Source organism: uncultured Litoreibacter sp. (assembly GCF_947501785.1).
Taxonomy (GTDB): Bacteria; Pseudomonadota; Alphaproteobacteria; order Rhodobacterales; family Rhodobacteraceae; genus Litoreibacter.
This window is the reverse complement of the sequence record NZ_CANMXB010000001.1, coordinates 3,317,436-3,341,555: the sequence shown is the minus strand read 5'-3', so window position 1 is coordinate 3,341,555 and position 24,120 is coordinate 3,317,436. Positions and strand designations below refer to the sequence as shown.

22 protein-coding genes are annotated in these 24,120 nt (G+C 61.6%); 8 read left to right on the top strand and 14 right to left on the bottom strand.

Annotated features, from left to right (window positions below; all coding sequences use genetic code 11):
* Position 1 precedes the first annotated feature (1 nt).
* A complete protein-coding gene (locus Q0899_RS16620; RefSeq protein WP_299194242.1) occupies positions 2 to 1,738 on the bottom strand; it encodes a capsule biosynthesis protein in 1,737 nt (578 codons plus the stop codon).
* Positions 1,716 to 2,375 (bottom strand): ATP-binding cassette domain-containing protein, encoded by a 660-nt coding sequence (locus Q0899_RS16615; RefSeq protein ID WP_299194240.1) that lies wholly within the window; start codon positions 2,373 to 2,375, stop codon positions 1,716 to 1,718. The genes Q0899_RS16620 and Q0899_RS16615 overlap by 23 nt, the downstream gene beginning before the upstream one ends.
* 311 nt (positions 2,376 to 2,686) lie before the next feature.
* Here Q0899_RS16615 and Q0899_RS16610 point away from each other — a divergent pair, with 311 nt between their 5' ends.
* The gene (locus tag Q0899_RS16610; protein WP_299194238.1) at positions 2,687 to 3,373 is read left to right on the top strand and encodes a D-lyxose/D-mannose family sugar isomerase; all 687 of its coding nucleotides are present in this window, start codon (positions 2,687 to 2,689) and stop codon (positions 3,371 to 3,373) included.
* On the opposite strand, the gene Q0899_RS16605 is transcribed toward Q0899_RS16610, so the two are convergent.
* A complete protein-coding gene (locus Q0899_RS16605; protein ID WP_299194236.1) occupies positions 3,370 to 4,398 on the bottom strand; it encodes a permease in 1,029 nt (342 codons plus the stop codon). The genes Q0899_RS16610 and Q0899_RS16605 overlap by 4 nt on opposite strands.
* Complete coding sequence (locus tag Q0899_RS16600; protein ID WP_299194234.1) at positions 4,391 to 4,726, bottom strand: metalloregulator ArsR/SmtB family transcription factor; 336 nt, start codon at positions 4,724 to 4,726, stop codon at positions 4,391 to 4,393. The genes Q0899_RS16605 and Q0899_RS16600 overlap by 8 nt, the downstream gene beginning before the upstream one ends.
* A 77-nt stretch (positions 4,727 to 4,803) precedes the next feature.
* Between Q0899_RS16600 and Q0899_RS16595 the strand changes: the two genes are divergently transcribed.
* Positions 4,804 to 5,394: a uracil-DNA glycosylase family protein gene (locus tag Q0899_RS16595; protein ID WP_299194232.1), complete on the top strand. Its 591-nt coding sequence runs from the start codon at positions 4,804 to 4,806 to the stop codon at positions 5,392 to 5,394.
* Positions 5,391 to 6,167 carry an SseB family protein gene (locus Q0899_RS16590; RefSeq protein WP_299194229.1) on the top strand — a complete coding sequence of 259 codons (777 nt, stop codon included), beginning with the start codon at positions 5,391 to 5,393 and terminating at the stop codon, positions 6,165 to 6,167. Before Q0899_RS16595 ends, Q0899_RS16590 begins: the two co-directional genes overlap by 4 nt.
* A 114-nt stretch (positions 6,168 to 6,281) precedes the next feature.
* Here Q0899_RS16590 and Q0899_RS16585 read toward each other — a convergent pair whose 3' ends face one another.
* The 6 genes from Q0899_RS16585 to Q0899_RS16560 form a co-directional block, all read right to left on the bottom strand.
* A complete protein-coding gene (locus Q0899_RS16585; RefSeq protein WP_299194227.1) occupies positions 6,282 to 7,214 on the bottom strand; it encodes a glyoxylate/hydroxypyruvate reductase A in 933 nt (310 codons plus the stop codon).
* A 3-nt stretch (positions 7,215 to 7,217) separates the two neighbouring features.
* On the bottom strand, positions 7,218 to 8,357 hold the full coding sequence (gene rodA, locus Q0899_RS16580) for a rod shape-determining protein RodA (RefSeq protein ID WP_298295845.1): 1,140 nt from the start codon (positions 8,355 to 8,357) through the stop codon (positions 7,218 to 7,220).
* A complete protein-coding gene (gene mrdA / locus Q0899_RS16575) occupies positions 8,354 to 10,297 on the bottom strand; it encodes a penicillin-binding protein 2 (protein WP_299194225.1) in 1,944 nt (647 codons plus the stop codon). Before mrdA ends, rodA begins: the two co-directional genes overlap by 4 nt.
* Positions 10,294 to 10,833, bottom strand: coding sequence for a hypothetical protein (locus Q0899_RS16570; RefSeq protein ID WP_298295841.1), 540 nt, complete (start codon positions 10,831 to 10,833; stop codon positions 10,294 to 10,296). Before Q0899_RS16570 ends, mrdA begins: the two co-directional genes overlap by 4 nt.
* Entirely contained in the window at positions 10,826 to 11,743 is a 918-nt protein-coding gene (gene mreC, locus Q0899_RS16565; RefSeq protein WP_298295839.1) for a rod shape-determining protein MreC, read from the bottom strand. The genes Q0899_RS16570 and mreC overlap by 8 nt, the downstream gene beginning before the upstream one ends.
* An 81-nt stretch (positions 11,744 to 11,824) precedes the next feature.
* The gene (locus Q0899_RS16560; protein ID WP_298295837.1) at positions 11,825 to 12,862 is read right to left on the bottom strand and encodes a rod shape-determining protein; all 1,038 of its coding nucleotides are present in this window, start codon (positions 12,860 to 12,862) and stop codon (positions 11,825 to 11,827) included.
* A gap of 151 nt (positions 12,863 to 13,013) precedes the next feature.
* On the opposite strand from Q0899_RS16560, the gene rlmJ reads away from it, so the two are divergent.
* Positions 13,014 to 13,784, top strand: coding sequence for a 23S rRNA (adenine(2030)-N(6))-methyltransferase RlmJ (gene rlmJ / locus Q0899_RS16555; RefSeq protein ID WP_298360338.1), 771 nt, complete (start codon positions 13,014 to 13,016; stop codon positions 13,782 to 13,784).
* On the opposite strand, the gene Q0899_RS16550 is transcribed toward rlmJ, so the two are convergent.
* On the bottom strand, positions 13,777 to 14,538 hold the full coding sequence (locus Q0899_RS16550; protein ID WP_298295832.1) for a hypothetical protein: 762 nt from the start codon (positions 14,536 to 14,538) through the stop codon (positions 13,777 to 13,779). The two genes, rlmJ and Q0899_RS16550, sit on opposite strands and share 8 nt — an antisense overlap.
* Positions 14,539 to 14,646: 108 nt before the next feature.
* Entirely contained in the window at positions 14,647 to 16,203 is a 1,557-nt protein-coding gene (locus tag Q0899_RS16545; protein ID WP_299194221.1) for a 2-isopropylmalate synthase, read from the bottom strand.
* Between the two features lie 302 nt (positions 16,204 to 16,505).
* Here Q0899_RS16545 and Q0899_RS16540 point away from each other — a divergent pair, with 302 nt between their 5' ends.
* Positions 16,506 to 17,162 (top strand): SDR family NAD(P)-dependent oxidoreductase, encoded by a 657-nt coding sequence (locus Q0899_RS16540; RefSeq protein ID WP_299194219.1) that lies wholly within the window; start codon positions 16,506 to 16,508, stop codon positions 17,160 to 17,162.
* Positions 17,156 to 18,679, top strand: a complete 1,524-nt coding sequence (locus Q0899_RS16535; protein WP_299194217.1) for a cryptochrome/photolyase family protein — start codon at positions 17,156 to 17,158, stop codon at positions 18,677 to 18,679. The genes Q0899_RS16540 and Q0899_RS16535 overlap by 7 nt, the downstream gene beginning before the upstream one ends.
* Here Q0899_RS16535 and Q0899_RS16530 read toward each other — a convergent pair.
* On the bottom strand, positions 18,676 to 20,115 hold the full coding sequence (locus tag Q0899_RS16530; protein ID WP_299195398.1) for a 2-isopropylmalate synthase: 1,440 nt from the start codon (positions 20,113 to 20,115) through the stop codon (positions 18,676 to 18,678). The two genes, Q0899_RS16535 and Q0899_RS16530, sit on opposite strands and share 4 nt — an antisense overlap.
* Positions 20,116 to 20,271: 156 nt before the next feature.
* Between Q0899_RS16530 and Q0899_RS16525 the strand changes: the two genes are divergently transcribed.
* On the top strand, positions 20,272 to 21,930 hold the full coding sequence (locus tag Q0899_RS16525) for an NAD+ synthase (RefSeq protein ID WP_299194215.1): 1,659 nt from the start codon (positions 20,272 to 20,274) through the stop codon (positions 21,928 to 21,930).
* Between the two features lie 129 nt (positions 21,931 to 22,059).
* Positions 22,060 to 22,863, top strand: a complete 804-nt coding sequence (locus tag Q0899_RS16520) for a prolyl oligopeptidase family serine peptidase (protein ID WP_299194213.1) — start codon at positions 22,060 to 22,062, stop codon at positions 22,861 to 22,863.
* A gap of 20 nt (positions 22,864 to 22,883) precedes the next feature.
* Here Q0899_RS16520 and Q0899_RS16515 read toward each other — a convergent pair whose 3' ends face one another.
* A complete protein-coding gene (locus Q0899_RS16515) occupies positions 22,884 to 24,065 on the bottom strand; it encodes a PAS domain-containing protein (RefSeq protein WP_299194211.1) in 1,182 nt (393 codons plus the stop codon).
* Positions 24,066 to 24,120 lie beyond the last annotated feature (55 nt).

Here is a 24,120-nt window from a genome sequence, read left to right as displayed (position 1 = left end):
TCTATACCTGTTCGCGAAGGATCGAGGATGTCAGCGACACCATCAGATAGATGCCCGAGAAGATCAAGAAGGCGAGCAGCGTATTCTCGAATGCGCGGGGGTAGGTCGCCTCGTCCGGGGCGACAGGGCTGACCGAGACGGAGAGGTAGCGCACCTGGCGGTTTGCCTCTAGCCGGGCGGCTTCGAACGCAGCTTCGGCCTGGCCCAGCAATTCCTGGCGGACTTGAAGATCAGCTTGCGCCACCAGCAATTCGCCCGAGACACGTGCCAACGATTCCGCATCGCTGCTGCTTTCGGTCAAAAGCGCGCGCTTTTCGGCGATCAGCAGTTCCAGCTGCTGGATCTTATTGCGCGACGCGTTGACCTTGGCCTGGTTGGGCCGCGTATTTGTCAGGGCCGTCTGTAGGGCCACGCGTTCATTCAGCAGCTCGCCATCGAGCTGGGAGATCTGCGCGAAAATCGCCTGAGCCTCGCTTTCGGGGCTGAGAACGCCGAGCTTTTCCTGAATTTCAACGATGCGGTCCTGCGCCGCGATCATCTTCTGCTCCGCTTCTTTGCGGCTTTCATCGGCTCCGGCCATCTGGTCGTCGCGCTTGCGCGCCGTCAATTGATCAACTTGTTGCTCAGCATAGCCGATCAACTGTTTGGAAAACTGTGCGGAGGCTTCCGGCGTGGCTGCGGCCACCTCCATCTTGATTATCCCTTCGGTGGGGTCGTAGCCAATCTTTACGCTTTTCTTGAAGGCCTTGTAGGCCGCTTCCTGCGTCGCATCCGGGTCAAGCCGTTGGATGGGGTCGATGAAATCCTGGCTGAAATGATCGCGGAAGCCTTCATCTTCGTTCAAACGCAGCATCGCATCGCGCGACTGCAAATAGCCTTGAACAGCAATGGAATCGGATGAGTTGGCCAGAGGTGACCCGGACAACAAGCCGCCCGCCCCGCCCGCGGCCCCGCCATCGGCGGATTGAATGACGAATTCGGAATTTGTGGCGTACATCGGTGTGGCGACGGCGAAATAGTAGTACCCTGCAAGGGCCGTCGGCAGCATCACGAAGAACAGCAACCGGCTGAACAGCAGCGTCGCGCGCTTGCGGCGGCGGCGCGCGATGTCGCGCTGGATATCCATCACGTCGCGGGCGCGCTCAGGTTCCGTGATCACCTGCGTTGACGGCAAGCTCGGTTTTTGTACCACGGGTGAAATTTGTGTGCCCGGCGTTGTTGCGATCTGGGCCAGCGGCTGCGTGCCCTTGGCCTGCTCCCCCTTGGCGTCGGAAACCACCAATTCGAGCATATTTGCGCGTTTGAACGGATCGATGCCCTGTTCGCGCAGCAGGCGAACGGCGTCATAGTCAGAGGTAGGCGAAAGGCCTTGCTTTTGCGCCACCCGACGCGCCATGCGCAGCTGCCGGCCGGTCAGGCCTTCGCGACGAATGGCGTCGATGGCCTGTGCCGGGGTCGCGGGCTTTGCGGGGGTCGCGGTGCCCTCAGACGGCGTGGCGGGCGGCGTTTTCGCGTCAATCGTGCCGAACCCGTCATCCTTTGACGGGGCGAACATCTGCGCGTCCGGCGCGGATTTGGGGGCCGTTTTGGGCTTTGGTTGGGGGGCAACATTGGCAGGCGGCATGTCGGCCGCGCCTGCGGCCGGGGTCAACACCTCTTGCAGCGCGGCGGCCGCGCTTGGCCGCGCCGGTTCGCTGCGACGGATGCGAAACTTTCTAGCTTTGGGTTTCGTACTCATAGAGCCTTTTCGCTTCTTCCAACGTGTCGAACATATGCAGCTTGCCATTTAATAGCACGCCTGCTGAGCGACAGAACTTTTCAAGTGTGTCTGCCTGGTGGCTGACAACCACCAGTGTCGATGTTTTCAGCCGGTCCTTCAGGATCGACCCCGCCTTGCGGTTGAATTCCACATCCGTGGTGGACGGCATGCCTTCGTCGATCAAGTAAATGTCAAATTCCAGCGCCAACATCAGGGCGAAGGTAAACCGCGCCTTCATCCCTTGTGAGTAGGTGCCGACCGGCATGTCAAAATATTCCTCCAACCCGCAGAGATAGCGACAGAAGGCCTCGATATAATCGGGGTCGAGCGCGTAGAGCCGCGCGATGTAGCGGCAGTTTTCTGTCGCCGTGTGTTTGGGGACCACGCCCCCCATGAACCCCAGCGGGAAGGAGATGCGCGAGGTTCTGACGATCTCGCCCTCGTTAGGTTTTTCCAGCCCGGCCATCATGTTGATCACAGTGGTTTTGCCGGTGCCGTTAGGGGCCAGAATGCCGATGGAATGCCCCAGTTCCACGCGGAATGACGCGCGATCAAGGATCACCTTGCGCTGCGTGCCGGTCCAGAAGGACTTGCTGACATTCCGAAACTCGATCATTGGGGCGTGCCCACCTATGTATGCCTCTGGCCTGCCCCGGTCTTGTTGATGTCGCCGGGGTCATGGCTGGTTGTTAACCCTCATTTAAGGCCTCATTATGTCGGACCCCGCCCCCGCATTTCAACGCCATTGAGGTAAATAACGCATGAACGCGGCGTGAACAGGTGCCAAATTGCCCCAAATTTGGAAACAATTGGCGTTGGAGCTGCTGACCTAATCCCATATTTTCTGGGCCGACCGCCCTTCCCTTTCGGTCCGTGGCGCGGCTACACCTTTGCCCGACACGATCCCTTAGCTACGGACCATTCCGCATGAAACGCTCCCGCATCAACGACATTATGGCCCAGGCCGACGCGCTGATCCGCCACCATGGTTTCACCCTGCCGCCATTTGCCTACTGGACTCCGCAGGAATTCGCGGCGAACGCCTCCAAGGCCCAAGCCCTGATCGACGCCCGCTGCGGCTGGGATGTAACCGACTATGGCGACGGCGACTTTGACCGCATGGGGCTGTTCCTGTTCACCTTGCGCAACGGCAGGCTGGCCGACCTGCAACGCGGCGGCGGCATGTGCTACGCCGAAAAGCTGCTGATCTCTAAGCAGGACCAGCTGTCACCGATGCACACCCATGTCATCAAGGCCGAAGACATCATCAATCGGGGCGGTGCCACAATGGTGGTGGAGCTGTACGGGTCCGACGACGAGGGCAACTTTGCCGAGGATCGCGGCGGTGTGGTGATGTGCGACGGGGTGGCGCGGCCCTTCGAGGCTGGCGAGAAACTGAAATTCGGCCCTGGCGAAAGCCTGACGTTGATGCCGGGGGATTGGCATGCCTTCTGGGGGGAAGGCGGCGATGTCCTGATCGGGGAGGTCTCCACCGTCAACGACGATGAGACCGACAACATCTTCCGCGCGCCTATAGGCCGGTTCTCGGAAATCGAGGAAGACGTGGCGCCCACTCACCTGCTGGTCAGCGACTACAACACCCGGCTCGCTTAGGCCACGACGTTCCAGATCAAACCAGCAATGACGGATCCCACAAAGGCAAACCCCAAATAGGCACTGAACACGCGCGGCTTGACCAGCGCCCAAACCGCCACGGCGGCAGGGATGCAACTGACGCCGCCCGCCAGCATGAACGACATCGCAGCGCCGTTGCTCATGCCTTGGGCCAGTAGCGCGTCTACCAGCGGTACGGCGGCGTAGCCGTTCAGATAGGCCGGCGCCCCAACCAATGCCCCCAGTACAATCGGCCCGATCCCGTTGCCGCCCAAAAACGTGCCGATCCAGTCGGCGGGCACGTATGTCAGCATCAGGCTCTCCAGCAGGTAGGCCAGCAGCAGCCATTTGCCGAGAAACAACGCATTTTCCAAACTCGTCTCTTTGAACACAGCGCGGCGCGGCTCTTCGCTCCAAAATCTCCAGACGGGCGCGCCTTTGAATGGCGATCCGCAGCCGCAGCCGCCGCCAGCAGAGGCGGGCCTCAGCGGATCAACAAATACAGGTGTTGCAGCAAAGGCTTTGACCATAAATCCGCCAAACAACCCCAACCCGATGGCGGAGAGAGTCTTGGCCAAGGCAAACTCGAACCCCAAAGTGCCCGAAGTGATCAAAAACATCGCCGGATCCATCAAGGGGGAGGCCAGCCAGAACGCCATCACGGCAGAGAGAGGCGCGCCGGCCACCAGCAATGCGGCGATAAACGGGATCACCTCGCAGGAGCAAAAGGGCGACACACCGCCCAGAACCGCCGCCAGAAAGATCATCCGCACCTCGCGACCCTGAAAGGCCTTGGCCACGACGGCCTCCGCACCGCTGGCTTTCAGATAGCCGATGGCCAGCACAGCAAAGGCAATGAAAATGGCCGTATGACCGAAAGCCTCGGCGGTGAATGTAAGTGTTGGCCACAATTGCGCGGGATCGAACGCGGCCAAGGCCAGCGGGATCGCGGCGATGACCAGCCACGCCTTTGGCAGGTTGCGCCACCACGCGAATGAGGCCGGGGTTTGCGTCAGGTCAGCCATGGTTGTGGCCTTCAGGCAAGTCCGCGCAGCACTCCGCCATCAAGAAGTCGTTTAGACGTTTGAACGTCGCATAGTCCGCCGCCGCGCAAATGACGGACCGGCCTTGCTTGACCTGCTTGATCAACCCCGCCTGGGTCAGGATTTTAAGGTGATGGGTCAGGTTCGCACCCGCAATACCCGTGGCCTGCCCCAATGCGCCGATGGTCATGCCGGGCTCGCCTGCACGGGTCAGGTGCCGCAGCAGGGCAAGGCGTTGCTCGGACCCCAAGGCGGCATAGGCGCTAGCGGCTTCAACGAGGGACAGGGAGCGGGTGTCAAATGCTTTCATGATTCTATAATTATAAAAATATAAAATTATGTGCAACCCCCCTTTTCTCTGCGCTGCTGCCCGTTAGGGTCAAGGCCATGACCTTGGCATCCCTAAAATCCAACCTCGCCGCCTGCACCATTTGCGCCGACAGGTTTGCCGCCACACATACCGCCCATAGCCCGCGCCCGGTTGTCTGGTTCGACGCGGGCGCGCGCATCCTGATCGCGGGCCAGGCCCCCGGCGCGCGGGTGCATGACAGCGGCAAGCCCTTTACCGATCCATCGGGCGACCGGCTGCGCGCGTGGATGGGGGTGGACGAGAACCTGTTTTACGACCGAACCCGCATGGCCATCGTGCCGATGGCATTCTGTTTTCCGGGCTATGACGCCAAAGGTTCCGATCTGCCGCCGCCGCCGATCTGCGCCAAGACATGGCGCGCACCAATTGCCGAGGCGCTTGCCGATGTGCGGCTGACCTTGCTGGTCGGCGGCTACGCGCAGAAATGGCATCTGGGAGGCAAGGCCTCCGTCACTGACACCGTCAAGGATTGGCGCACCCACGCGCCCGCCATTTTCCCCTTGCCGCATCCGTCCTGGCGCAATACCGCATGGATGAAACGCCACCCGTGGTTCGAGGCGGACACCCTTCCTGCCCTCAAATCAGCCGTGAAAGACGCACTGAAATGACAGCGCTTGAGACACCCCTCGATCAGGCCCATGCTGCGATGGACAGGTCCGACACCGACCGCCTGAGGTTCTATGAACGCCTTGCCGATGCCGAACTGTTCCTTCTGCTCGACCGCCCGCCAGAGGGCGACCAGATCACCCCGCGCGTTTTTCCCATGGATGACGCAACGCTGGTGTTGGCGTTCGACCGCGAAGAACGGCTGGCCGAATTTGCCGGCGCCGCACCCTATGCGGCGCTGTCAGGTCGCGCCTTGGTCGCCATGCTCAGCGCACAAGATCTTGGCCTTGGCCTGAATCTCGAGGTCGCCCCCTCCTCCATTGTGCTGCCACAGGATGCGATCGGCTGGCTCAACGACACGCTTGGCAACGCGCCGTCGAACGTGGAGGCCACACCCGAGGAGCTTCTGCCACCTGCAAGCCTGCCGGAGGCGCTGGTCACCGGGTTGGACATCAAGCTGGCCCTGGCAGGCGGTCTCGCCCGCACGGCCTATCTCTGCTCAGTGCGCTACACAGGCGGCGCGCAGTCTCACATGCTGGCCTTCCTCGATCCGATGCCCGGCGCAGAATCTGCGCTTGCGCGCGCCGTGAACGAGGCACTGATCTTCTCGGGCATTGATGCTGGCATGCTCGATGTTGCGTTTTTCGCGGCCTCCAATCCGATGTCGGCCAGCCTCGCCAAAGTCGGGCTGCGGTTCGACCTGCCGGAGCCAGAGCAGCCAACGACCCCAAGCCCTCCCGGCATGGATCCTGGCAAGCCACCCAAACTCACCTAATCCTTTCCATGTTCGGGAAATATCCCGGGGGGAGGAGCGTCAGCGACGATGGGGCAGAGCCCCCAAGCCTGCGTGGCGAACGCAAAAGCATCATGCGCGCCAAAGGCGCACAATTCAGTATCCTGCCGCCCGGTCCACGAGGTGCAGCAGCTCCAACCCCGCCTCGCCCCGGCGGATATTGTCGGCGATCACCGCGCTCGCAGTCTCAGGCCGGGTTTCTGACGCGATATGCGGCGTGACGGTCACGCCGGGATGAGGCCAGAAAGGATGGTCGGCAGGTAATGGCTCTTCGCGGAACACGTCCAGCGTCGCATGGGCAAGCTGGCCCGTGTCCAATGCCGCCAGCAAGGCCTCATCGTCGATCAATGGGCCGCGGCCGGGGTTCACCACAAATGCCCCTCTTTTCAACAACCCAAGCGTGCGCGCGTTCAACACATTCTGCGTCGCTGCCGTGTCGGGCAACAACAGCACGACAAATTCCGCGGCGGAGAGGGCCTGATCCAGCCCGGCCTCACCTTCGTGACAGGTCACGCCCTCCACTGTTTTTGCCGATCGCGCCCAGCCATGCACATCAAACTTCAAAGAGACCAGCTGCTGAGCGCAGGCCGCCCCCAGGGCACCAAGCCCCAGCATGCAGACCTTGCGACCGCGCGCCAGCGGCGGCACGATGCCGCCGCGCCAATGACCGTCCTGCCCATGGATATGTGTATCCATGCCCAGATGGTGGCGCATCACATGGCCGGTGACCCATTCGACCATCCCGTCCGTCAGCCCGTCATCCACCATGCGGCAAAGCGGTTGGGTCAGGGTCTCGTTGGTAACAATGCTTTCGACACCTGCCCACAGCCCCAGCACCGCCTTGGCGCGGGTGAAGGGTGTGAAATCGGAGACCGGCCCGCCGGGCGCATAAACGAGGTAGTCGACCTTCTGCGCAGGCAAATCGGTGCCCAGCGTGTAATTCAACTCCGTCGCGTCTAGCGCAGCACGCAGAGGCGCTTCATACTGGGCCCAGCGCTCCGCGCCGGCAGTGAACAGAATCTGTGTCATGGGCTACCTCGGGCGGTGGACATGGGCGCTTTGGACCAGACCGAAAGCCAACATCAAGACCAGCATGGCCGACCCGCCATAGCTGACCAATGGCAGCGGCACGCCCACAACGGGGGCCAAACCCATCACCATCGACATGTTGACGGCAAAGAACAAAAAGAAGGTCAGAGCAACGCCCAGCGTCACCAGCGAGGCGAACCGGTCCTTATTGCCCAGTGCCGAGACGACGCAGAACACCAACACCAGCACGTAAAGCGCCAGTAGCGATATGCCGCCCACAAAGCCAAACTCTTCAGCCAAAGTGGTAAAGATGAAGTCGGTATGCTTCTCCGGCAGGAAGTTCAACCGCGACTGGGTGCCTTGCATGTAGCCACGCCCTGTCCAGCCGCCGGACCCCAAGGCAATCTTGGATTGGGTGATGTGGTAGCCCGCCCCCAGCGGGTCGGAGGCCGGGTCCAGAAACGTGTCAATCCGACGATACTGGTAGTCCTTCAGCAGCTGCCAATCGGTCCCGCGCGACTGAAACACAGCCGCCACGACGCCGACGCCCGCACCAATGACGGCGGCAAAATACATCCAGCTGACCCCCGCCAAAAACATCAGCCCGCCACCACCAAACACCAGCAGCAAAGCTGTGCCCAGATCGGGCTGGCGCAGCGTCAGGTAGGTCGGGATGGCAATGATCAGCACCGGCACCGCCACCCAAAGCGGGCGGGAGGTCTTCTTCACATCCAGCCAGTCATAGTAGGAGGCCAGGAACAAGATCAGCGTGATCTTGGTCAGCTCGGAGGGCTGCAGCCGCATGAAACCCAGATCAATCCAACGCTGCGCGCCCTTGCCGGTGGCCCCAAAGAACTCGACCCCCAACAGAAGAACCACGCACACTGCATAGGCCAAGCCGGCAGTGTTTCGCAAAAACCAGGTGGGCACCAAAGCGATGGTAAACATCAGCAGCAGCCCGACGGCAAAGCGCTTCATCTGCGGCTCGACCCACGGGGTCATCGACCCACCCGCCACCGAGTACAGCATCAGGAATCCGACGCTCGCAATAGCCGTCAAAAGCAGGATGATCGCCCAATTCAGGTGCAACAACTTGCCAGGACCAGCCGGGACAGACTTCAGGTTATACTCAAGATAACTCATGTCTCGGCCGCGCGCCTTGGCCCGTCGGCGGGATCATTCAGCTGCAGCTCTTTCAACGCGCTGTCGATGCGGCCGCGCTGCGACGAGGGGTAAGCAGACAGGGGCGGGACGCCACCAAATTGGGCCGCCAACATGATGTCACGCGCAATGGGTGCCGCCGCAGCAGAGCCGCCGCCGCCATGTTCCACGACAACAGAGATTGCGTATTTGGGGTTATCAAACGGCGCGAAACCCACAAACAGCGCGTGGTCGCGACGTTCCCATGGCAGGTCCTCGTTGCGGGTCACTCCGGCGCGACGCTCGGCGGCCGTGATGTTGCGCACCTGGCTGGTGCCGGTCTTGCCCGCCATCCGCTTTTCCTTGTCGGCGATGCGCGTGCCGTAGGCGGTGCCACGGCTTTCATTGCTGACCGCGAACATGCCGTCGCGCACCGCATCCAACATCGCTTTGGACAGGCCCAGCGGCTCCCCCGCGCCGGATGGGGTTTCCTTGTCATTGACCGCGCGCACAAGGCGGGGTTCAACCGCGCGGCCAGTTGCCAGTCGCGCCGTCATGACTGCCAGTTGCAGAGGCGAGGCCAGCACAAATCCTTGCCCGATGGCCGCGTTCAGGCTGTCGCCTATCACCCAGTCCGCGCCGCGGTTTTCGGCCTTCCAGGCCTTTGTCGGGGTCAAACCCTGCGCCACGGCGGACATCGGTACATTGTGTCGTTCCCCAAGGCCAAGACGCCGCGCCATGGCGGTGATGCGCTCGATGCCCACCTTCTGGGACAGCTCGTAATAGTAGACGTCGCAAGACTGTTTCAGCGAGTCGCGCAGGTTCATCCGCCCGTGCCCGCCGCGTTTCCAGCAGTGGAAGCGGCGGTTGGCCAGCTCGGTGAAACCGCCGCAGCGGATGCGTTCTTCGGTGTCGATCTCGCCCGCTTCCAGCCCCGCAAGCGCGGTGACCATCTTGAAGGTGGACCCCGGCGGGTAAGTGCCTTGCACCGCCTTGTTGGCCAGCGGGCGGTACTTGTTTTCCGTCAAACCAGAATAATCCGCGACCGAGATGCCGCGCACAAATTTGTTGGGGTCGAAGGCCGGGGCGGACCCGATCGCGACCAGATCGCCATTTGTGACGTCAATGACCACAGCGGCGGCACTTTCGCCCGCCAGCCGCGCTTGCACAAAGTTCTGCAGCTTGGTGTCGATGGTCAGCTGCACGGTCTCGCCCTTGGCGGCCTCGTCCCGGCCAAGCTCGCGCATCACGCGGCCCACGGCGTTCACCTCGACCCGCTTGGTCCCGGCCTTGCCGCGCAACGCGCCTTCCAGCTTGTTTTCCACCCCGGTCTTGCCGAGCTGAAATTTCGGGATTTGCAAAACCGGGTCGGGGTTCTGGATGCGCGACAGGTCATAGTCGGACACCGGGCCAACATAGCCCACGATATGGGCGAAATCCTCGGCGCGCGGGTAGAAGCGGCTCAGCCCGAACTCCGGCGCGATGCCCGGCAGCGCGGGGGCGTTGACGGCCACCTGGCTGACATCTTCCCAACTAAGCCGGTCCGCGACGGTCACTGGCACCAGCCGAGACCGGCGGTTCATCTCCTCCAGCGTACGGTCTATGTCTTCGCGCGACAGCGGGATCAGGCGGCTGAGATCATCGAGCGCCTTTTCGGGGTCGTCCACCTCGTCGCGAATGATGGTGACGCGGTAATTCTGTTCATTGCCCGCGATCAGCAGCCCGTTGCGGTCAAAGATTTGGCCGCGGGCGGGCGGCAGCAGCCGGATGTTGATGCGGTTTTCCTCGGCCAGCAGCCGGAATTGATCCGCCTCGTTGACCTGCAATTGGCGCATTCGGGTTCCCAGCACCGCGGCAAACGCCACCATGCCGCCCCCAAGGATCAGCCCGCGGCGGCTGACGATATTTGCGCCTTCCTCGGTATCTTTGGGCGAACGTCTCAAATCGCAATCCCCGATCCGTCCAGGTCCGTTGGCTTGGCGCGGCGCACCCGCGCGACATAGTGAGAGAACGCAATCACAAACGGGTAGGCAAGAGCCGTCATGATGACATGCAGCAGCAGCACCCCAATGGTCGGTTGCGGGATGCCGAAGATGAATTGCAACAACGCATTGGTGGCCACAAGTGCCGCGAATGTGGCAACGCTTATGCCCAGCTCCAGGGGCGGTGAGATTTCTGTGGAACCGCCCGCCTTTCGACGCAGGTATTCATAACCGACCAAAGTGATCGCGGGCCACAGGCCGATAGGGCGCAGGAACAAGATATCGGCGACCAGATGCACCAGCACGATAAGGGCCACGGGCGCCCAGCGGGGGCGGCGCATGATCCACACGGCCGTCAGGCAGAACAGCAGGTCCGGGCCGGGGATGCCGCCTGGAATGGTCGACAACGGCAGCATCTGCACGAAGATGATCACCGCGCAGAGCACCAGAAGCAGGCAGCGAAACAGGAAGCGGCGGGTGGTGATCGGGTCAACCATCGCTGGCCTCCCCCGTGGCTGTCTCGGTTGGTGCCTCGCTGACCGGAATTTCGTCCGGTGCGATCAGGTTCCCGGTGGAGGCAATGGCGGGTGCCTCCGGGTTGCGTAGGACGCGCAGAAACTCCAGCCGCCCGTAATCCGCCGCCAGCTTCACCCGCAGACGCCCGTTGGGACCTTGCGCGATCTGGCCCACCAGCACATCGGCCGGGAACACCTTGCCGTCGCCGCTGGTCACGACGCGGTCGCCAGGGCGCACGTCTTCGAGGTTGTCGGCAATGTCCACCGGCGGGGCAAGCGTGTTGTCCCCCACCAAAAGCGCCTTTTGCCCCGAGGGCTGAATATTGACCGGTACCCGGCTGTTGCTGTCGGTCAACAGGATCACGCGGGAGGTGCGGTCCCCGACGCCGGAGATTCGGCCGACCAACCCCAGCCCGTCCATCGTGGCCCAGCCATCCTGCACCCCGTCACGTGCGCCGACATTGAGCAGCACCGACCGGCGGAAAGGGGAGCCATTATCCGTCAGTACCACGCCGGTCACGTAGGTCAGATTCGCGTTCAACCGCACCTTATTGAGATCTAGCAGTCGCGCATTCTCCTGTTCCAACTGCAATGCGGCCTCTCGCCACGACTTCAGCTGCTGTAACTCGCGGCGAAGCTCTTGGTTTTGCTCATAAATCCGGCTGTAGCTTTGGAAGTCATCCACCATGCGGGAGACCCGGGTGACCGGCACCAACGCCCAGTCGAAGGAGGGCACGATCTTGTCGACCATGGCGGCGCGGAAACGCTCAACGCGGGGGTTGTCGATGCGCCAGATGCCGAAAACGGTCAATAGCGCGACCACCAGCACCCCGATCAGAACACGTCTGACGGGCCGCCCGTAATCCTCCTGTCCGCGTCTTTCCCGTGCCAAACCACTTCATCCCGCTGTTGCAGGGTCACACTAAACCAATCCGCGCGAAACGCAGATCAACTTTCGCATCGCGCGTCGCGATTAGCTTTCATAGTCAATCACGTGGCGCAGCTGCTTTTCGTATTCAAGCGCCTTGCCGGTCCCCAATGCCACGCAGTTGAGGCTTTCATCGGCCACCGAAATGGCCAGCCCGGTCTGCTCGCGCAGCGCCAAATCCAACTCGCCCAGCAACGCGCCGCCGCCCGTCAGCATGACGCCCCGATCCACGATATCCGCCGCCAAGTCTGGCGGGGTGGCTTCCAGCGCGGTCATCACCGCTTCGCAGATTTGCTGCACCGGCTCGGCAAGCGCCTCTGCCACCTGGGCCTGATTGATCTCGGTCTCTTTCGGCACGCCGTTCAACAGGTCGCGGCCCCGAATTTGCATCGACGAGCCGCGCCCGTCATCGGGCATCCGCGCGGTGCCGATGGAGGTCTTGATCCGCTCCGCCGTGCTTTCGCCGACCAGAATGTTGTGATGGCGACGCAGGTAGCTGACCAGTGCCTCGTCCATGCGGTCACCACCAACGCGGACCGACCGAGCGTAGACAATGTCGCCCAGCGACAGAACGGCCACTTCGGTGGTCCCGCCGCCAATGTCGACAACCATGTTGCCGGTCGGGTCAGTGATCGGCATGCCAGCCCCGATGGCCGCTGCAATCGGTTCTGCAATCAGCCCCGCCTTGCGCGCGCCCGCGCCCAAAACAGATTGGCGAATGGCGCGCTTTTCAACGGGTGTCGCGCCATGGGGCACACAAACAATGATCTTGGGCTTGGTGAAGGTGGACCGCTTATGCACCTTGCGGATGAAATGCTTGATCATCTCTTCTGCAGTGTCAAAATCGGCAATCACGCCTTCGCGCATCGGGCGGATCGCCTCAATGCTGCCCGGTGTACGGCCCAGCATCAGCTTTGCGTCCTCGCCCACGGCCAGCACCTCCTTGCGCCCCGCTTTGGTGTGGTAGGCCACCACCGAAGGCTCGTTCAGCACCACGCCCCGGCCCTTGACGTAGACCAGTGTGTTGGCAGTGCCGAGGTCGATCGCCATGTCGGACGAAAACAGGCCGGAAAGGATGGACATAGAGGTGTTCCCACTCGATAGACAATTGTCCCGGCGACTCAAGCGTCGGCAGGCTTGTCAGCCCTTATAGGAAAGCCCGGCGGCAGGATAAAGAGAGCGCGCGCAGCAAAAGGCGCTATTCCGCCAGCCGGGGCTGCGCTATGCAGTCGCCATGCTGTCCTACCAACATATCTACCACGCCGGAAACCCGGCCGACGTCCATAAACACGCGCTGCTGGCGTCGATGCTGCGCTACCTGACGCGCAAGGACAAACCGCTGAGCTACCTCGAAACCCATTCAGGCCGCGGCCTTTATCAGCTTGACGCGGCAGAGGCACAAAAGACGGGGGAGGCCGAAGCGGGCATCACCGAGTTAGGCTCCAAATTCGACGCCGATCACCCCTATGTTCAGGCGCTTCGGGCGATCCGCGCCGAGCATGGCCCCCGCGCCTACCCAGGCTCGCCGCTGCTCGCCTCGACACTTCTGAGAAAAGGCGACCGGCTGCATCTGGCTGAGCTGCATCCGCAGGAATATGCGGCGCTGTCCAACACCATGCTGCACAAGGCCAGGTGTCATAACCAGGACGGGTTTGAGATGGCCCACAAAGTCGCCCCGCCCGAGCCGCGCCGCGGGTTATTGCTGATCGACCCCAGCTATGAGGTGAAGTCCGACTACGACACCATCCCCGCACAGATCGCCAAGCTGAATAAAAAATGGAACGTCGGGGTCATCGCGCTTTGGTATCCTTTGCTCACCTCGGACGCGCATGGGCCAATGGTCAGCCAGCTGGAGCAGGGGAAATTCGCCGGCGCGCTCCGCCATGAGGTGCGCTTCCCACCTGTGCGCGCAGGCCATGGCATGATCGGGTCGGGCATGTTTGTCCTCAACGCGCCCTATGGCACCGAAGCGGAATGCGCGTCATTGAATGCGGTCTTTAGCTGAGATAGCCGTTGGCCATATGCACCAAACGGGCCGAAAGGCCGGCCTTGTCGCGGCAATCCAGCTTCTCCTTCACCCGTCGGTAATGCGTGTAGACCGTATTCATGGTCACCCCCTTACGGCGGGCAAAATCCGACAGGCTTTCGCCCGCGGCGAATGACAGGGCCAGCTGCTGCTCTGACACCGTCAGGCCAAGCGCCTTCAGCCGCCTTGGGAATGCGTCCGCGTCGATCCGGGCCTTCATCCGCCCCCAATATAGCCGCATCGCGCGGGTCAGATGCGGCTCGATCGTGGCCAGCCGCCGTATTGCATGTTCGTCCACCCCGCTCACCCGACCGGAACGCTGCAATGCCATGGCCATTCTGACCTCCCCATCCACCAGAGGGGTTTCGACAGAAACAAAATATTTTAACTGCTTAGGTCGCAAAAAATCCGCGTAGAACACGTGCCGGTCCATCTCGGTTTCGCTGATGAACAGATGGTCAAAGGAGATGCGGGTCTGCCCCTGTTTGAGGTAGTTCACGCGGGGGTTGTCCGAGGAAAAGTCGCGGGCGTATTCCGCCATATCTTCCGGGTCGACGCGCGCCGACACAATGTCCAACATCTGGCCGGTGCGCAGGTTGTGTACTTCAAAAGTCGCCGCCTCGTACCCGACCCAGTCAGCCAGCCCGGCAAGGCTGTCAGACCAGCTGCCTTGCCCTTCGGCGGCGGCGTAGACCTCATTTAGCACGCCCACGGCGTCCTCTGTTTCCGACATGGCCTTCCCCAAGGCAGGGTCACCACCATGGTGACGACATGGGGGCAGCATAACGGAAATACCCCATTGCGCCAAATCGCGCGGTCAGGGGCGCCGTGGGTGGTGGGTTCAGCTGACGTCTTTGTAGGATACCTCGGCCACGTCGCCTCCGACCTTGGAGCGCCGCACCAACAGCCGGTTCAGCGCGTCCACATAGGCCTTCACGGATGCAACGACCGTGTCCACATCCGCCGACTGGCCGGTGGCAATCTTGCCGTCTTCCTCCAGCCGCACCGACACGGTCGCCTGGGCGTCGGTGCCTTCGGTGACGGCCGCCACCTGGTACACCTGCAGCCGCGCGCCATGTGGGAACAACGCTTTGACGGCATTAAACGCCGCATCTACGGGCCCGTCCCCCGTCGCGGTCATTGAATTTTCAACACCGTCAACGCTCAACATCATCTCGGCTGATTTCTCCAACCCCATGCCGCAGGAGACTTTCAATGCGGTCAGCTTGATGCGATCCTCCACATCTGACCCCGCCTGCATCAGCGCGATCAGGTCGTCGTCATAGACTTCCTTCTTCTGGTCGGCCAAGGCCTTGAAGCGCACAAACACGTCCTTCAGCTGGTTGTCGCCCAGCTCGTAGCCAAGCTCGGCCAATTTGGACCGCAGCGCCGCGCGCCCCGAATGCTTGCCCATCACCAAATTCGTCTCGGTCAGGCCCACATCTTCGGGGCGCATGATCTCGAACGTCTCGGCGTTTTTCAACATGCCGTCCTGATGGATGCCGCTTTCATGCGCAAATGCGTTCTTGCCGACAATCGCCTTGTTGAACTGCACCGCAAAGCCCGACACCGAGGCCACGCGGCGCGAGATATTCATCAGCTTGGTGCTGTCGATCCCGGTGTGAAACGGGATGATGTCATGGCGCACCTTCATGGCCATCACGACCTCTTCCAAAGCGGTGTTGCCGGCCCGTTCGCCCAGCCCGTTGATCGTGCACTCGATCTGGCGCGCGCCGCCTTCCACGGCGGCCAACGAATTCGCCGTCGCCATGCCCAGATCATTGTGACAATGCGTGGCAAACACCACCTCGTCGCCACCCGGCACGGTCTCGATCAGCCGCCGGATCAAATCCGCGCTTTCATTTGGCGCGGTGTAGCCCACGGTATCTGGAATGTTGATCGTGGTCGCCCCCGCCTTGATCGCAATCTCGACCACGCGGCACAGGTAATCCCATTCCGTGCGCGTCGCGTCCATGGGCGACCATTGCACGTTGTCGCATAGGTTGCGGGCATGGGTGACGGTCTCGTGGATCTTGTCCGCCATCTCGTCCATCGTCAGGTTTGGGATGGCGCGGTGCAGCTCGGAGGTGCCGATAAAGGTGTGAATGCGCGGCCTCTGCGCATGTTTCACGGCCTCCCAGCAGCGGTCGATATCCTTGAGGTTGGCGCGTGCCAATCCGCAAATCACCGCCGTTTGAGCTTGCTCGGAAATCGCTTTCACCGCCTCGAAATCGCCCTCGGAGGCAATCGGAAATCCGGCTTCAATGATATCAACGCCCATATCATCCAGAAGCCCCGCAATTTCCAGCTTCTCGGAATGGCTCATGGTGGCGCCGGGCGATTGCTCGCCGTCACGCAAAGTCGTGTCAAAAATCACAACGCGGTTGCTATCTGTCATGGGTCTGGTCTCTTAGCTTTGGAAAATGTTGTCCGGCGCTGGTCCTGCTGAGCGGCACGCGCCGAAAGGCACGCTCAGCGCAGGCTAAGAAGCAGTAGCAGCAGGGTGTTTCTAACCATCAACATGAGAGCGATCATACAATCCAACGCAAAAATGAAAACCCCTTTCCATGTTCATAAATATCCTCAGGGAGTTTGCCCGCGCGGCTGAGGGATGAAATCCCTCAAAGAGCGCAAAACATCGCGCGCGGCGCAGCCGCTCAATAAGGTTGACCGAGACGCGCATCGCCATACTTCTCCCACATGAACAGACACCTCATCATCGGCGCGTCCGGCGGCATCGGCAGCGCGGTCGCGCAAGCGCTGCACGGCGAGACTGTCACCCTGTCGCGCAGCGCGCACGGTCTCGACATCACGAACGAGGCCAGCATCGCCAAAGCCTTCGCAAAGCTCGACGGCCAATTCGACACTGTCTTGGTGGCCACCGGTGCCTTGGTGATCGACGGCCATGAGCCGGAGAAAACGATCAAATCCCTCACCGCCGAAGCGTTGACAAACCAGTACCTCACCAACGCAATCGGCCCCGCTCTGATCCTCAAACACGCGCTGCCGTACCTGCCAAACGACCGCCGCGCGGTGTTCGCGGCGTTGTCGGCGCGTGTGGGATCCATCGGCGACAACCGGATCGGCGGATGGCATAGCTACCGTGCCGCCAAAGCCGCGCTGAACCAGCTGATACGCGGGGCGGCGATTGAGCTGAACCGCACGCATAAGCAGGCCATTTGCGTGGCGCTGCATCCGGGCACGGTGGAAACGCCGTTCACAGTCAAATATGCGGGCCACCACAAAACAGTGCCAGCCTCGGAAGCGGCGCAAAGCCTGATCACCGTCATGGGCGGGCTGACGACCGACCAGACGGGCGGCTTTTTTGATTACGCAGGTAAACCAATCCCATGGTAAATCTCGTTCTGGTCCTCGGCGACCAGCTGACCCCGACCCTTTCCGCGCTTGAGCACGCCGCAAAAGACGATGTGATCGTCATGGCCGAGGTCGCAGATGAGGCATCCTATGTCCCGCACCACCCCAAAAAGATCGCCTTCATCTTCGCCGCCATGCGCAAATTCGCGGCCAAGCTGATCGCGGATGGCAGGCATGTCGCCTACACGACGCTCGATGACCCGGAAAACACCGGCTCCATCACCGGCGAGCTGATCCGCCGCGCCGAGGAACATGGCGCCAAGCAAGTCATCGCAACAGAGCCCGGCGAATGGCGGTTGATCGAGGCTTTGAATGATCTTCCACTGAAAGTCACCCAACTCCAAGACACCCGCTTCATCGCCTCCCATGCCGAGTTCGAGAGTTGGGCCGAGGGCCGCAAGGAGTTGCGGATGGAGTGGTTCTACCGTGACATGCGCCGCAAGACCGGCCTGTTGATGGACGGTGACAAACCGGTGGGCGAGAAATGGAATTTCGACCACGACAACCGCAAATCCGCGCCCAAGGCGGTCAACCACGCTGGCCCCATGCAGTTCACGCCTGATGAAGGGACGCAAAAACTCCTCGAGTTTTTGGAGCCAAAGTTTTCCCAAAACTTTGGTGCCCTCCATCCCTTCTGGTTCGCCACAGATGCGGAACAAGCGCAACGCGCGTTGACCCATTGGATCACATACGCCCTTCCCCATTTCGGCGACTATCAGGACGCCATGATGAATGAGGAAAAGTTCCTTTATCACTCCGTCATCAGCCTCTACATCAACGCGGGCCTCCTCGACCCTCTCGACGTCTGTGCCCAGGTCGAACAGGCCTACAAAGACAATCACGCGCCGCTCAACGCGGTCGAAGGTTTCATCCGCCAGGTCATCGGTTGGCGCGAATATATGCGGGGCATCTACTTCCTCGAAGGCCCCGGCTACACCAATCGAAACGTGCTGAAGCACGCCCGCAAGCTGCCCGCCTTCTTTTGGGGGGCTAATACCAAGATGAACTGCGTGTCAAAGGCCGTGGCCCAAACCAAGACCGAGGCCTACGCGCATCACATCCAGCGGCTGATGGTCACCGGCAATTTCGCGCTGCTGGCCGGCGTTGACCCATACGAGGTGCACGAATGGTACCTCGCGGTCTACGCCGACGCCTATGAATGGGTGGAGGCCCCCAATGTCATCGGCATGTCGCAATTTGCGGATGGCGGCATCGTCGGGTCCAAACCCTACATATCATCCGGCAATTACATCGCCAAAATGTCGGACCACTGCAAAACCTGCGAATACAAGGTGAAAGACAAAACCGGGCCGCACGCTTGCCCGTTCAACCTGCTCTACTGGGATTTCCTGATCCGGCATCGAGACCGGTTCGCGAACAATCCCCGCATGGGCAATATGTACCGCACATGGGACCGGATGGAGAACGGCCGCAAGGATACCGTGCTGTCTGAGGCACGGGACTGGCTCGCCAGGCTGGACGCTGGCGAAGCGGTTTAGTTGCTGTCGGTGCCGGCCTCGCCTGACCCTTCGTCCTCAAGAGGTGCGTCGGACTTGGTTAGCCGCCCTTCTTCCCATTCGCCGCTTGATACTTCGCCGTCCGCGTAGCGCATTTCGCCTTCGCCATGGCGTTTGCCGTTCTTGAAGGATCCAATGTAGACGTCGCCCGTCGGGTAGGTGGCCTGCCCCGCGCCGTCAATCTGGCCATTGGCCCAGGTGCCGGTGTAGGCGAAGCCGTCCTCGCGGCTAAAGTTGCCCTGTCCTGACCGTTGCCCGGCGGCAAATTCACCTTCATAGACCGAGCCGTCCGCATAGGTGGCCCGGCCCTGTCCTTCGCGTTTTCCCGCGACCCACGCGCCTTCATATACGTAGCCATCAGGATAGGTCATTGTCCCCTGCCCCGAGATCAGCGCGTTTTCAAACTGGCCCTCATAGACCAGCCCATTGGCGTAGCGGGCTGTGCCGGAGCCCTCGATCACGCCCTTGGCCCAGTCGCCCTCGTAGGTGGATTGGTCGGGATAGGTGATCTTGCCTTTGCCATCGGCCAGGTCGGCGCGCAGCGCGCCCTCATAAACCGACCCGTCCGGGTAGGTGACGATGCCTTGGCCCTCAAATAGCCCGTTCACCCAGTCGCCGGTGTAGCCAAACCCGTCTGTGCCGGTGAACGTGCCCTTGCCGTTGCGCGCATCCCCCATGAAGTCGCCTTCATAGACGTCGCCATTGGCGTAAGCCATGCGGCCCTTGCCCTCGCGCAGGCCCGCCTTCAGCGTGCCGGTGTAGACGTCGCCGTTGGATTGGGTCAGCGTTCCGGTGCCGTCAATCTGGCCGTCTTTCCACTGGCCGACATAGGTCATGCCGTCGGTCATCACCAGGCTGCCGTCGCCGTCGCGTCGCCCGTCCTTCAGCGTGCCTTCATATTCCGCGCCATCGGGGTAGCTGATCTTGCCGCGGCCTTCCTTGACACCGTCAACCCACTGGCCTTCGTAGCGGTAGCCGTTGGGGCTGACCAACACGCCGGTGCCGTGTTGGGCGGCGTTGCGAAACTCGCCCTCATAACGCGCACCGTTGGCGTAGCTGGCGATGCCGCGCCCGTTGATCTTGCCGTCGGCCCAGTCGCCTTCATACGTGCCGCCATCGGCGAAGATGATCTTGCCGAACCCGTCGGGTTTTCCGGCCGCAAACTGCCCCTCATAAAGCGAGCCGTTGGGGAAGCGCGCGGTACCCTGTCCGCGAATTTCTCCATCCACCCAGTTGCCGCTGTACTCGTAGCCGTTTGGCAGTGTGTAAGTACCCTGCCCGTGCCGTTTGCCCTCTTTGAAGGCGCCCGTGTAGATGCCGCCATCGTCATATTGCTTGGTGCCGCTGTCTTGCGCGAACGCAGGGCCAAAAGCCGGTGAGGCCAGAGCCAAGGCCAAGGCAGCGGCTGAAAGTTTCAATTGCACAGTAGATCGCACGGACGGTCCCCCAGATTCCCTATCGCAGCGTAAAAAGCCTAGTCGAGCCCCGCCCCTGTGACAAGCCGCGCGGGCGCTGCCCCTTTCCCTTGGGCCATGGTCTGCTAGAACGTGCTCAAACGGATGCGAAAGACGCTCATGACCAACACCTTCCGCCTGACAATTGCGCAGCTGAACCCCACGGTGGGCGACTTCGTGGGCAATGCCGACAAAGCCCGCGCCGCTTGGACCAAGGCCAAAGAGGCCGGGGCCAACATGCTGGCCCTGCCGGAGATGTTTATCACCGGCTATCAGGCTCAAGATTTGGTGATGAAACCCGCCTTCACCGCCCATGCCACCCGGGTGGTGGACGAGCTGGCTTTGGAAACCGCCGACGGTCCTGCCATGGGCATCGGCCATCCGGTGGTGATCGACGGCAAGCTGTACAATGCCTATTCGATCCTGAAGGACGGCAAGGTGCAGACCCGCATTCTGAAGCATGAGCTGCCGAATTTTAACGTCTTCGACGAAAAGCGCCTGTTTGAGCGCGGCCCGGTCCAAGGCCCTTACGCCATCGACCCGTTGCGCATCGGCACGCCGATTTGCGAGGACGCGTGGCATGAAGACGTGTCTGAAACGCTGGCCGAATCCGGGGCACAAATTCTGATCGTGCCCAATGGTTCCCCCTATTTCCGGGGTAAGCTGGACATCCGTATGAGCCACATGGTGTCCCGCGTGGTCGAAACGGGCCTGCCGCTGGTCTATCTCAACATGGTCGGCGGGCAGGATGATCAGGTGTTCAATGGCGGGTCCTTCGTGCTGAACCCGGGCGGCGAACTGGCGGTGCAGCTTCCGGTCTATGACGAGGTGATCTCGCATGTCGATTTTCAGGAAACGGATCAGGGTTGGCGTGCGGTGCCGGGCGAGATGGCCAAATTGCCCGACGATTGGGAGCAGGATTACCGCACCATGGTTGAGGCCCTGCGTGACTACATGCGCAAAACAGGCTTCAAGAAGGTGCTTCTGGGCATGTCGGGCGGCATCGATTCCGCATTAACCGCCACGATTGCCGTGGACGCGCTGGGCGCGGAGAATGTGCGCTGCGTAATGCTCCCGTCGGAATACACGTCAGAGCATTCGCTGGAAGACGCGTCGGAATGCGCAAAATTGCTGGGCACCCGCATCGACACCGTCCCAATTTCCGGCCCCCGCGCCGCCGTGACCGAGGCGCTTGCGCCCCTGATGGCCGGAACCGAAGCCGACGTGACCGAGGAAAACATCCAGTCCCGCCTGCGCGGCGTGATGTTGATGGCGCTGTCCAACAAGTTCGGGGAAATGCTGCTGACCACCGGCAACAAATCCGAGGTCGCGGTGGGCTACGCGACTATCTACGGCGACATGTCGGGCGGCTACAACCCGATCAAGGACCTCTACAAGATGCGGGTGTTTGAAACCTGCCGCTGGCGCAATGCCAATCACCGCGACTGGATGGCAGGGCCCTCGGGCGTGGTCATTCCGCAGCGGATCATCGACAAGCCGCCCTCGGCTGAGTTGCGGCCTGACCAGAAGGACGAGGATTCGCTGCCGCCCTACGAGGTGCTGGACGACATTCTGGACCGGTTGGTCGACCGGGAACAATCCGTGGCCGAAGTCGTGGCCGCCGGGCACGACCGCGCTGTGGTCAAGAAGATCGAGCACCTGATCTACATCTCTGAATACAAACGCTTCCAATCCGCCCCCGGCGCACGGCTAACCCGCCGCGCCTTCTGGCTGGACCGGCGCTACCCGATTGTGAACCGCTGGCGCGACGAAAGCTGAGGGGCGAAGAATTTTGAAGAAAAATTCTTTTCAAATCCCTTTCCAAGGGATTTGCCCCACGCGCATGTGATTTGTATCGGCAGAGCCGCTTCGTCACTCTGCCCGGGTCGGTCCTGATCGGAGTTTTCCATGCGCCTCATTTCAATAATTTTTGCGTCCCTTCTTGCCACACCCGCCCTCTCCTGTGGGCCAGACACGGACTGCGCGCTGGGTGAGCGCCATTACCGTATCGCCATGCCAGACGGCCATGACGGGACCACAGCAGTGGGCGCTATCGTCTTCGCCCATGGCTATCGCGGCTCAGCCCGCGGCATCATGCGCAACCAAAATTTGCGCCGCATGGTCTCAGACATGGGGCTGGCGCTGATCGCCGTGAAATCCGCGTCCGATGATTGGGTGCTGCCCAATTCGCCACGCCGCAAGGACGTCGACGGGTCGGTGGAGTTCAACTACATGGACGCGGTCATCGCCGATGCCAGCAGCCGGTTTGCCATCGACACGGACCGCATGATGATGACCGGCTTCAGCGCGGGCGGGATGATGACCTGGAACATGGCCTGCCACCGGCCAGACATGTTCGCGGGCTTCGTCCCCATCTCAGGTACGTTTTGGCTGGAGGCCCCCGCCGAATGCGCTGGTCCCGTGGCGAATGTGATCCACATCCATGGCGACGATGACCCGACAGTCCCGCTCGCCGGCCGGCCTATCGCCGACACGCATCAGGGCGACGTGATGGAGGCGCTGGACATGTATGCCGCCTATGGCGGCTTCGGCCCGTCCGCCACGCGCAACACGGAACGGCTCGCCTGCAAGGATCGCAGCAACCCCGCAGGTGACATCCTGAACTTCTGCATGTTCGAGGGCGGCCATTCCTTCCGGAGCGAATACGTCAAGTTCGGGTGGGAGACATTCGCCGGTAGCGGCAAGCTCTAGCCGCGCGCGGCCCACCGGCTTCAGACGTAGCGATACCGGCCCCAGCCGCCTGCCGCGACCTGCGCCATTGCCGGCATGATCATGATCCCCTTTCCGATTTGGTTCCGCCCGCCAACCTCAACGTTGGCCGGGGACTTTCCCGGCAAGGTGACCTTTATCGAGGCACCGGTGGGAAAGGGGCACTGGGTCTGCACAAACGCCCCCCCGCGGGAGAGCACCATGGCCAGCGCGGAGTTCAACCCGAATTCGGAACGAGCAGACTTTGGATCAGGAAGAACGGGCGAGCCATCGCTGCGCACCCCAGGGGCGCGCCCGACACCGTCATCAGATACAATAATACTTACTTGGCCGGAGCTGTCCGGCTCCACTTCCACGCTGACCTTGGTGTCGGCATATCGCACGGCGTTCTCCATCACGTTGCGCAAGACCATCTGTAGCGCCACGCGGTCGGTCTCGAACCTTCCGCGCGGAAGGTCGATGGACAGGCGTTGATGGGGGTCCAGAAGGGCCGCAATGTCGGATGCAACGTGGTGGATGTCGGTCATCTCCAACGGATTTTCGTTTACCTGCAACCGGGCGGCTACATCCAGAATGCCGCCCATATTTCGGATCGCATCTTGCGCGATCTCGGAACACAGGTGCAGCTGGTCGGCCTTTTCGTCCCCAAGGTCGACGAACCCGTCCATGACAAGGTCCAATAACGCCACCATCGTCTGAAACGGCCCCCGCATGTCATGGGCGGTGCTGGCCGCGAAAACTTGCAGGTCCTCATTCAGTCGGGTCATGTCCGACAGCTTTTCGGAGGCCGCAAAATTTGCTTCTTTGCGCTCGGTAATGTCGATCGCAAGGCCGATGATCTGAATCACTGTCCCGCTTTTGTCTTTCACCGGCGACAGGCTGGTCTGCCACCATCGTGCGCCCGCCGGCAATTCGATATTTTCTTCATAGCTATAGGCAGCGCCAGAGGCGCGGCAGGCTTCGTAATTCGTCACCACGGTGTCAGCCAGGCGGGTGGGCAGCACCTCATGCGGGCGTTTTCCGTATATCAGGTGGTCACTCAGGCCGGTGGTCCGCAAATGGCAGCGGTTAAGTTGGCGAAACGCGAAGTCCCGCTCCCCGTGTACGTCCAGCAGGAACATGGGTTGGTCGAACAGATCCATGACCGACTCGATAGTGGTCACATTCTCAATTATCGGGATCATCTTCTGCGGTCCTAACTGCACTACGGCATTCCCTCGCGGCTGCAAAACACCATGC

Excerpts from the sequence above, each read along its gene's own strand:
- Q0899_RS16620 (WP_299194242.1), bottom strand. The coding sequence starts at position 1,738 with ATGAGTACGAAACCCAAAGCTAGAAAGTTTCGCATCCGTCGCAGCGAA.
- Q0899_RS16560 (WP_298295837.1), bottom strand. The coding sequence starts at position 12,862 with ATGTCCATCCTTTCCGGCCTGTTTTCGTCCGACATGGCGATCGACCTC.
- Q0899_RS16570 (WP_298295841.1), bottom strand. The coding sequence starts at position 10,833 with ATGGTTGACCCGATCACCACCCGCCGCTTCCTGTTTCGCTGCCTGCTT.
- Q0899_RS16550 (WP_298295832.1), bottom strand. The coding sequence starts at position 14,538 with ATGTCGGAAACAGAGGACGCCGTGGGCGTGCTAAATGAGGTCTACGCC.
- Q0899_RS16515 (WP_299194211.1), bottom strand. The coding sequence starts at position 24,065 with ATGATCCCGATAATTGAGAATGTGACCACTATCGAGTCGGTCATGGAT.
- Q0899_RS16585 (WP_299194227.1), bottom strand. The coding sequence starts at position 7,214 with ATGACACAGATTCTGTTCACTGCCGGCGCGGAGCGCTGGGCCCAGTAT.
- Q0899_RS16590 (WP_299194229.1), top strand. The coding sequence starts at position 5,391 with ATGACAGCGCTTGAGACACCCCTCGATCAGGCCCATGCTGCGATGGAC.
- Q0899_RS16525 (WP_299194215.1), top strand. The coding sequence starts at position 20,272 with ATGACCAACACCTTCCGCCTGACAATTGCGCAGCTGAACCCCACGGTG.
- Q0899_RS16545 (WP_299194221.1), bottom strand. The coding sequence starts at position 16,203 with ATGACAGATAGCAACCGCGTTGTGATTTTTGACACGACTTTGCGTGAC.
- rlmJ (WP_298360338.1), top strand. The coding sequence starts at position 13,014 with ATGCTGTCCTACCAACATATCTACCACGCCGGAAACCCGGCCGACGTC.
- Q0899_RS16600 (WP_299194234.1), bottom strand. The coding sequence starts at position 4,726 with ATGAAAGCATTTGACACCCGCTCCCTGTCCCTCGTTGAAGCCGCTAGC.
- Q0899_RS16535 (WP_299194217.1), top strand. The coding sequence starts at position 17,156 with ATGGTAAATCTCGTTCTGGTCCTCGGCGACCAGCTGACCCCGACCCTT.
- rodA (WP_298295845.1), bottom strand. The coding sequence starts at position 8,357 with ATGAGTTATCTTGAGTATAACCTGAAGTCTGTCCCGGCTGGTCCTGGC.
- Q0899_RS16540 (WP_299194219.1), top strand. The coding sequence starts at position 16,506 with ATGAACAGACACCTCATCATCGGCGCGTCCGGCGGCATCGGCAGCGCG.
- Q0899_RS16595 (WP_299194232.1), top strand. The coding sequence starts at position 4,804 with ATGACCTTGGCATCCCTAAAATCCAACCTCGCCGCCTGCACCATTTGC.
- Q0899_RS16605 (WP_299194236.1), bottom strand. The coding sequence starts at position 4,398 with ATGGCTGACCTGACGCAAACCCCGGCCTCATTCGCGTGGTGGCGCAAC.
- Q0899_RS16610 (WP_299194238.1), top strand. The coding sequence starts at position 2,687 with ATGAAACGCTCCCGCATCAACGACATTATGGCCCAGGCCGACGCGCTG.
- Q0899_RS16520 (WP_299194213.1), top strand. The coding sequence starts at position 22,060 with ATGCGCCTCATTTCAATAATTTTTGCGTCCCTTCTTGCCACACCCGCC.
- Q0899_RS16615 (WP_299194240.1), bottom strand. The coding sequence starts at position 2,375 with ATGATCGAGTTTCGGAATGTCAGCAAGTCCTTCTGGACCGGCACGCAG.